Origin of the sequence: Albidovulum sp. (genome assembly GCF_041919395.1) — a bacterium.
GTDB lineage: Bacteria > Pseudomonadota > Alphaproteobacteria > Rhodobacterales > Rhodobacteraceae > Albidovulum.
In genome coordinates this window covers 1-7519 of record NZ_JAYRTX010000123.1, presented here as the reverse complement: position 1 = coordinate 7519, position 7519 = coordinate 1, and the positions used below count along the sequence as shown (strand labels likewise).

Here is a 7519-nt window from a genome sequence, read left to right as displayed (position 1 = left end):
TCACGGACACGGCCGGCGTCCTCTTGCTGCACTGAGGGGGAGGGGCCATGAACCTGCGCCGGCTCTTCCTGATCGCCACGCCCTACGCATGGCTCCTTTTCTTCTTCCTCATCCCCTTCGGGATCGTCTTCAAGATCGCCCTCTCGGACTATGCGATCTCGATCCCGCCCTACACGCCGACGCTCGACCTTTCGCAGGGCTGGGCGGGCATTCGGGAGTTCCTCGACGGGCTCGATTTCGAGAACTTCACTTTCCTCGCCTCGGACGCGCTCTACATCAAGGCCTACCTCTCCAGCCTGAAGATCGCGGCGATCTCAACGGCCATCACGCTCCTCGTCGCATATCCGATCGCCTACGGCATGGCGCAGGCGCCGGACGAATGGCGTCCGACGCTGATGATGCTGGTGATCCTGCCTTTCTGGACCTCGTTCCTGATCCGCATCTACGCCTGGATCGGCATCCTCTCGGGCGAGGGCTTCCTCAACCAGTTCCTGATGTGGACGGGCATCACCAGCCAACCGCTGACCATCCTGAACACCAACACGGCGGTCTACATCGGCATCGTCTATGCCTACCTGCCGTTCATGATCCTGCCGATCTACGCGGCGCTCGAAAAGCTCGACATCTCGCTGATCGAGGCGGCGGAGGACCTCGGCTGCACCAGAATCCAGGCATTCTGGCTCGTCACCTTCCCGCTGTCGCGGCCCGGCGTCATCGCCGGATGCTTCCTCGTCTTCATCCCCGCGCTCGGCGAATTCGTCATCCCCTCGATCCTTGGCGGCAACGAAACGCTGATGATCGGCAAGACGCTCTATGACGAGTTCTTCGCCAACCGCGACTGGCCCGTGGCGTCTGCGGTGGCGGTGGTGCTCCTCCTCCTCCTCATCGTTCCGATCATTCTCTTCCAGCGAAACGAACAGAAGCAGAGGGAGGCCGGGCTGTGAACCGCCGCTTTTCCTGGTTCAACGCGACCTCGCTCACGCTCGGATTCGCGTTCCTCTACCTGCCGATGGTGATCCTCGTCATCTTCTCCTTCAACGCGTCGAAACTCGTCACCGTCTGGGCGGGATTCTCGACAAGGTGGTATGGCGAGCTTCTGACCAACCAGGCGTTCCTCGATGCGGCCTGGGTCACGCTGAAGGTGGCGGTGCTGTCCTCCACCCTCGCGACGATCCTCGGCACGATGGCGGCCTACGTGCTGGTGCGGGCAGGGCGGTTCACGGGACGGACGCTCTTCTCCGGCATGGTCTATGCGCCCATCGTCATGCCCGAGGTCATCACCGGCCTCGCCATGCTTCTCCTGTTCATCTCCATCGGGCTCGACCGGGGCGTGACCACGATCGTTCTGGCGCACACGACCTTCACCATGTGCTTCGTCTCGGTGGTCGTCTCCTCCCGCCTCGTCACTTTCGACAAGTCGCTGGAAGAGGCCGCGCTCGACCTCGGATGCACGCCCTTCGATGCCTTCCGCTCGGTCACCCTGCCGATCATCGCACCGGCGGTGATCTCGGGCTGGCTTCTCGCCTTCACGCTGTCGCTCGACGATCTGGTGATCGCCTCCTTCGCCGCCGGTCCCTCGTCCACAACGCTGCCGATGAAGATATTCTCCTCGGTGCGCCTCGGCGTCAGCCCCGAGATCAACGCGCTCTCGACGATCATGATCGGCATCGTCACGGTGGGGGTGGTCACCGCCTCGCTCTTGTCCAAGCGGTCGATCGCGCGGCAGCGGGCCGAGGAGCAGGCCGCGGTCCGGACGACGTGAGGGGGCACGATGCGGCGCATCTACGAACCCCACGCCTATACCCAGGGCCCGGTGGAGCGGTGCTATTGGGACACGACCATCCCGCGCCCGCCGCGCGGCGCGGCCGTGGAGGGCGAGATCCGGGCCGAGGTCGCGATCCTCGGCGCGGGCTTCACCGGCCTTTCGGCCGCGCTTCATCTGGCGCGCGACGCGGGCGCCGACGTGGCGGTGGTGGAGGCCGAGGGGATCGGCTGGGGCGCATCCGGCCGCAACGGCGGCTTTGCCTCCATCGGCGGCACCAAGGCCAGCGCTGCCACCCTCCGCCGCCGCTTCGGACAGGCGGGGCTGGACGAGTGGCATGGCGTCCAGAAGGAAACGCCCGACGCAGTGCGCGAGATCCTAGCCCGCTACGGGATCGACGCCGACGCCCATTCCCACGAAGGCGAGATGGCGTTGGCCCATTCGGCGCGCGAATTCGAGATACTGAAGGACGACGTCGTCGAGATTCCCCGCGACTATGGCGTGAAGGCAGAGCTTTTCGGGCCCTCCGAACTTGCCGCGATCGGAATGGGGGGCACGGCGTTTCACGGCGGGCTGAGGATGGAGCTTGGCTTCGCGCTCAACCCGCTGAAATACGTCCTCGGCCTCGGGCGGGCCGCCAGGGCCGAAGGTGTGCGCATCTACGAGAATTCACCCGTCGAGGGTATCGCGCGGGAGGGGGTGGATTACGTGCTCCGCACCGCGCGCGGGCGGCTCAGGGCGAAGAAGCTCATCGTCGTGACGAACGGCTATTCGTCGGAGGACGTGCCCGACTGGATGGCCGGGCGCTATCTGCCGGCGCAGTCGGCGATCCTCGTCACCCGCGAACTGACTGAGGGGGAGATCGCTGCGCAGGGCTGGTCGTCGCAGACCATGTCCTACGACACGCGCAAGCTTCTCCACTACTTCCGGCTGATGCCGAACCGCCGGTTCCTCTTCGGCCTGCGCGGCGGCACGAGCGCGAGCCCCGCCGCGCAGGACGCCATGCGTGCCCGTGCGCGGGCCGACTTCGAGACGATGTTTCCGGCCTGGGCAACGGTGGAAACCCCGCATTTCTGGTCGGGTTTCGTCTGCCTCACGCGGCCGCTCACGCCCTATGTCGGGCTGATCGGCGACTGGCCGAACGCCTGGGCCGGCTTTGCCTGGCACGGCAACGGCGTCGCGCTCGGCACCTGGTCGGGCCGGTTGCTGGCGCGGCTCGCCACAGGACAGGCGCAGGCCCCGGCGCTGATGTCCCGCCCGCCCGCGCGCTTTCCCTTCGGCGCGCTCCGGCGGCTGGTCCTGCCGCTCGCCTACACCTGGTACGGCCTCAGCGACCGGGCCTGAGCCCCCTTGCAGAGCCGTGCCGTTTGGCCGACGATCCACCGCGGATGCGCCGTTGCGCCCGCCATCACTCACAGGAATGACCGATCCATGCCCGTCAAGAACCGCTTCGCCGAACTCCTGCCCGAAATCACCGCCTGGCGCCGCGATTTCCACGAGAACCCCGAATTGCTGTTCGAGGTCCATCGCACCGCCGGAAAGGTTGCTGACCTGTTGCGCGGCTTCGGCTGCGACGAGGTTGTCGAGGGGATCGGCCAGACCGGCGTCGTCGGCGTGATCCGGGGCCGGACAGATACCAGGGCCCGGGTAGTCGGGCTCAGGGCGGACATGGACGCGCTGCCGATCATCGAGCAGACGGGGCTGCCCTATGCCTCGAAGGCGCAGGGCAAGATGCACGCCTGCGGCCATGATGGCCATACCGCGATGCTCCTCGGCGCGGCGAAATACCTCACCGAGACGCGCAACTTCGACGGCACAGCGGTGGTGATCTTCCAGCCCGCCGAAGAAGGCGGCGGTGGCGGGCGCGAGATGGTGGCGGACGGGATGATGGACCGTTTCGGCATCCAGGAGGTCTACGGGATGCACAACATGCCCGGAATCCCGGTCGGCACCTTTGCGATCCGCGAGGGCGCGATGATGGCGGCGGCCGATCAGTTCGACGTGGTCGTGACCGGCAAGGGCGGTCATGCCGCAAAGCCCCATGACTGCATCGACACGACGCTTGTGGCGGCGCATATCGTCATCGCGCTCCAGTCGATCGCCAGCCGCAATGTCGATCCCCTGAAGCAGGTCGTGGTTTCGGTCTGCACCTTCCGCACCGAAAGCGAGGCCTACAACGTGATTCCGCAGACGGTGCACCTGAAGGGCACCGTGCGGACGATGGACCACGGCGTGCAGGATTTCGTCGAGACGCGGGTGAAGGCGATCTGCGAGGCGACCGCACTCGCCTTCGGCGCCACGGCCTCGATCGAGTACCGTCGCGGCTATCCGGTGACGATGAACGCGCCCGAGAATACCGGCTTTGCCGCCGAGGTCGCGCGCTCGGTCTCGGGGAGGGTCGATACCGACACGGCGCCGCTCATGGGGGCCGAGGATTTCAGCTTCATGCTGAACGAACGGCCGGGCGCCTACATCTTTCTCGGCAATGGCGACACCGCGATGGTGCACCATCCGGCCTACAACTTCGACGACAACGCGATCCCCTTCGGGGCAAGCTGGTATGCCGGGATGGTCGAGGCACGGATGCCCGCCGCGTGAAGGCGGGGGCGGGGGTAGGGGACGCCGCCTAGCCTGACGCCGTCTCTCGCGCGAGGAGCCCGGGCGTGAGCGCACAGGGCTCCCCGCCATAGAAGACGTCCAGCACCCGTCGCATCCGCGCGCCGGTTTCGGTACCGACGCCCGCAAGCGCGAAAAGCGTGGCCGAGGAGCGGAGCTTCAGCGCGTCCACGGGGCCGAGGATCGTCTCCGCCGCCTCTTCCGCATGGGCCAGGATGGCGTCGGCGCAGGCGTCGAGCCGCTCACGGAGCACGGGGTCGGCGAGATAGGCGTGCGCTTCGGAGAGGTCGGCGATGCCATAGTGGAGCGCCGTCGCCGAACGGCCGAGCGCCTTCAGTTGCGGAAAGATGAACCACATCCAGTGGCTGACCTTGCGCCCGGAGCGCAATTCGGAAAGCGCGGTGGCGAAGTTTTTCGCCTGCGCATCGTGGAACCGGGCGAGGTCGGGCATCCTCAGCCCCCGGTGTGGCTCATGTGGCGCGAGACCTGGCCCGCGACCTTCTGGCGGGAATAGTCGAAGTCGTGGCCCTTCGGCTTGTGCGCGATGGCCGCGCGGATCGCCTCTTCCAGAAGCTCGTCGCCCTCGCTGGCGCGAAGCGGCGCGCGCAGATCGGCCATGTCCTCCTGCCCGAGGCACATGTAAAGCTCGCCCGTGCAGGTCACCCGCACGCGGTTGCAGCTTTCGCAGAAATTGTGGGTGAGGGGGGTGATGAAGCCGACCTTCTGGCCCGTCGCCTCGATCCGCACGTAGCGGGCGGGGCCGCCGGTGCGCTCGGCGAGGTCGGTGAGGGTGAAGCGCTCGGCGAGCCGCGCCCGGAGGTCCTTCAGGGGCCAGTACTGGTCGAGCCGCATCTCCTCGCCCATCTCGCCCATCGGCATGACCTCGATGAAGGTCAGGTCGTGGCCCTCGCCGGCGCACCAATCGAGAAGCGGGAACAACTCGTCCTCGTTGAAGCCCTTCAGCGCCACGGTGTTGATCTTGACCCTCAGCCCCGCCGCCTTGGCCGCACGGATACCCTCCATGACCTGATCGAGCCGCCCCCAGCGGGTGATCGCGGTGAATTTCGCGGCATCGAGCGTGTCGAGCGAGACGTTGACGCGCCGTACCCCGAGAGCAGCGAGATCGCCGGCGTAGCGCGCAAGCTGGGAGCCGTTCGTCGTCAGCGTCAGTTCCTTCAGCGCGCCGCTTTCGAGGTGTCGCGAGATCGAGCGGAAGAAGGTCAGTATGTCGCGCCGGACCAGCGGCTCGCCCCCGGTGATTCTCAACTTCTCCACGCCAAGCCGGATGAAGGTGGAACAGAGCCGGTCCAGTTCCTCCAGTGTCAGGAGGTCCTTCTTCGGAAGGAACTGCATGTGCTCGGCCATGCAATAGGTGCAGCGGAAGTCGCAGCGGTCCGTGGCGGAGACACGCAGATAGGTTATCGGGCGGGCGAAGGGATCGATGAGCGGTGTCATGGGGACAAGGTAAGCCCCGACGGGCGGACCGGCAAGGGGCGCAGGGCGCCCCACGTGGTCGCAAGGGCTCAGAGGTATTTCCCGGCCTCCTTCCGCGCGAAGGGCTTCAGCCGGGCGCCATGGTCGGCGAGGAAGGCGCGGGCGCGGTCGGCGTCGTGCTTCGAAAGATCGCGCAGCCACCAGGCGACGGCTTTCTGGATGAACCAGTCGCGGTCGTCCGCATAGGCAGCCGCCCAGCCAAGCACCCGGTCGCGGGCGGCGAGGTCGGCGGCCGTGGGATGGTTCTGCTTCGTCCAGGGCAGGGTGATGACCAGCGCGGCGCGACGCGTCCAGAGGTGCGGCGCGCGGGTCCAGACCTCCACCTCGTCGAGGCGCGAGGGATCGGCCACAAGCCGCCGCGCGCCGGCGTCGCAGGCATGGTCGGCGATGGCCCAGCCGTCGAAGTCCGGCACCCAGGAAGCGATGAGCCGCCAGGCCGCCTCGTCGTCGCGGATGCGCGCCTGCGTCAAAAGCTTGGCGGCGGCGATCCGCGCCTCGTGAATGTCGGTGTCCCAGAGCGCCGCGGCGAGCGCCACGCGACCGGGGACATCAAGCGCCGCGCGCCAGCCCTTCGCCAGATCGGTGATCGCCGGCACCGGCACGCCCAGGTATTCCCGCGCAGCCTTGTGATAGGCCGCCGCGCCCACCGCCCGCCCGGGATCGGCCAGCGCCCGCAGGTCCGCCAGCGCGGATTCCGGCGTCACGCTCACTCCACCGTCACCGATTTCGCCAGGTTGCGCGGCTGGTCGACGTCCGTCCCCTTGGCGATGGCCGCGTGATAGGCCAGAAGCTGCGCGGGGATCGCGTAGAGGATCGGGGCGAGAAGCGCGGGCGCCTCGGGCATGGTCAGGACCTTCCAGGTGCCCTCGCCCGCCTCCTTCGCCCCGGCCGGGTCGGTGACAAGCACGACCTTGCCGTGCCGCGCCATCACCTCCTGCATGTTCGACACGGTCTTGTCGAAGAGCCGGTCGCGCGGCGCCAGAACGATCACCGGCACGGTCTTGTCGATGAGCGCGATGGGGCCGTGCTTCAATTCGCCCGACGCATAGCCTTCGGCGTGTATATAGCTGATTTCCTTCAGCTTCAGCGCGCCTTCCAGTGCCAGCGGGAACATCGCGCCGCGGCCGAGGAAGAGGACGTCCTGCGCCTCGGCGACGGCCGCGGCCGCCACGGCGATGGACGGTTCGCGCGACAGCGCCTGGTTCATCAGACCCGGCAGCGCGGCGAGATCGGCGAGGTGCCGCGTCAGAGCCTCGTCGTCGATCCGGCCCCGCTGCCGCGCCGCCTGAAGCGCGAGCAGCAGAAGCACGTGAAGCTGGCAGGTGAAGGCCTTGGTCGAGGCGACGCCCACCTCGACGCCGGCGAGGATCGGCAGCGCCACGTCCGCCTCGCGCGCGATGGAGGAGGTGGGAACATTGACGATGGCGAGGACCTTCGCCACCTTTCCGGCAGCATAGCGCAAGGCCGCCAGCGTATCCGCAGTCTCGCCGGACTGGCTGACGAAGATCGCGTAGGAGTTCTCGGGCAGCGGCGGTTCGCGGTAGCGGAACTCCGATCCGATATCGACCTCGCAGGGCAGGCCGGCGAGGCTCTCGAACCAGTATTTCGCGGTGAGGCAGGCATAGGAGGCCGTGCCGCAGGCCACGA

8 protein-coding genes are annotated in these 7519 nt (G+C 67.5%); 4 read left to right on the top strand and 4 right to left on the bottom strand.

The window, feature by feature from the left end:
* Window positions 1-53: 53 nt before the first annotated feature.
* The 4 genes from ACMUOO_RS15615 to ACMUOO_RS15600 all read left to right on the top strand — a co-directional run bounded on the left by ACMUOO_RS15615 (window position 54) and on the right by ACMUOO_RS15600 (window position 4360).
* The gene (locus tag ACMUOO_RS15615) at window positions 54-944 is read left to right on the top strand and encodes an ABC transporter permease subunit (RefSeq protein WP_301918560.1); all 891 of its coding nucleotides are present in this window, start codon (window positions 54-56) and stop codon (window positions 942-944) included.
* Window positions 941-1762 (top strand): ABC transporter permease, encoded by an 822-nt coding sequence (locus ACMUOO_RS15610; RefSeq protein WP_301918554.1) that lies wholly within the window; start codon window positions 941-943, stop codon window positions 1760-1762. The genes ACMUOO_RS15615 and ACMUOO_RS15610 overlap by 4 nt, the downstream gene beginning before the upstream one ends.
* A gap of 9 nt (window positions 1763-1771) precedes the next feature.
* Complete coding sequence (locus ACMUOO_RS15605) at window positions 1772-3106, top strand: NAD(P)/FAD-dependent oxidoreductase (RefSeq protein ID WP_301918553.1); 1335 nt, start codon at window positions 1772-1774, stop codon at window positions 3104-3106.
* An 87-nt stretch (window positions 3107-3193) separates the two neighbouring features.
* Window positions 3194-4360 (top strand): M20 aminoacylase family protein, encoded by a 1167-nt coding sequence (locus ACMUOO_RS15600; protein WP_301918552.1) that lies wholly within the window; start codon window positions 3194-3196, stop codon window positions 4358-4360.
* 28 nt (window positions 4361-4388) lie between these two features.
* On the opposite strand, the gene ACMUOO_RS15595 is transcribed toward ACMUOO_RS15600, so the two are convergent.
* The 4 genes from ACMUOO_RS15595 to ACMUOO_RS15580 form a co-directional block, all read right to left on the bottom strand.
* Entirely contained in the window at window positions 4389-4829 is a 441-nt protein-coding gene (locus ACMUOO_RS15595) for a DUF1810 domain-containing protein (RefSeq protein WP_301918551.1), read from the bottom strand.
* Between the two features lie 2 nt (window positions 4830-4831).
* Window positions 4832-5833: a GTP 3',8-cyclase MoaA gene (gene moaA / locus ACMUOO_RS15590; protein ID WP_301918550.1), complete on the bottom strand. Its 1002-nt coding sequence runs from the start codon at window positions 5831-5833 to the stop codon at window positions 4832-4834.
* Between the two features lie 68 nt (window positions 5834-5901).
* Window positions 5902-6576, bottom strand: coding sequence for a DNA alkylation repair protein (locus ACMUOO_RS15585; RefSeq protein WP_301918549.1), 675 nt, complete (start codon window positions 6574-6576; stop codon window positions 5902-5904).
* Between the two features lie 2 nt (window positions 6577-6578).
* Window positions 6579-7519, bottom strand: a 941-nt coding sequence (locus ACMUOO_RS15580; protein WP_413855697.1) for an isomerizing glutamine--fructose-6-phosphate transaminase, incomplete at its 5' end; no start/stop codon positions are given.

What these genes read in the sequence shown, in the direction of transcription:
- ACMUOO_RS15605 (WP_301918553.1), top strand. Translation starts at nt 1,772, where the DNA reads ATGCGGCGCATCTACGAACCCCACGCCTATACCCAGGGCCCGGTGGAG.
- ACMUOO_RS15600 (WP_301918552.1), top strand. Translation starts at nt 3,194, where the DNA reads ATGCCCGTCAAGAACCGCTTCGCCGAACTCCTGCCCGAAATCACCGCC.
- ACMUOO_RS15595 (WP_301918551.1), bottom strand. Translation starts at nt 4,829, where the DNA reads ATGCCCGACCTCGCCCGGTTCCACGATGCGCAGGCGAAAAACTTCGCC.
- moaA (WP_301918550.1), bottom strand. Translation starts at nt 5,833, where the DNA reads ATGACACCGCTCATCGATCCCTTCGCCCGCCCGATAACCTATCTGCGT.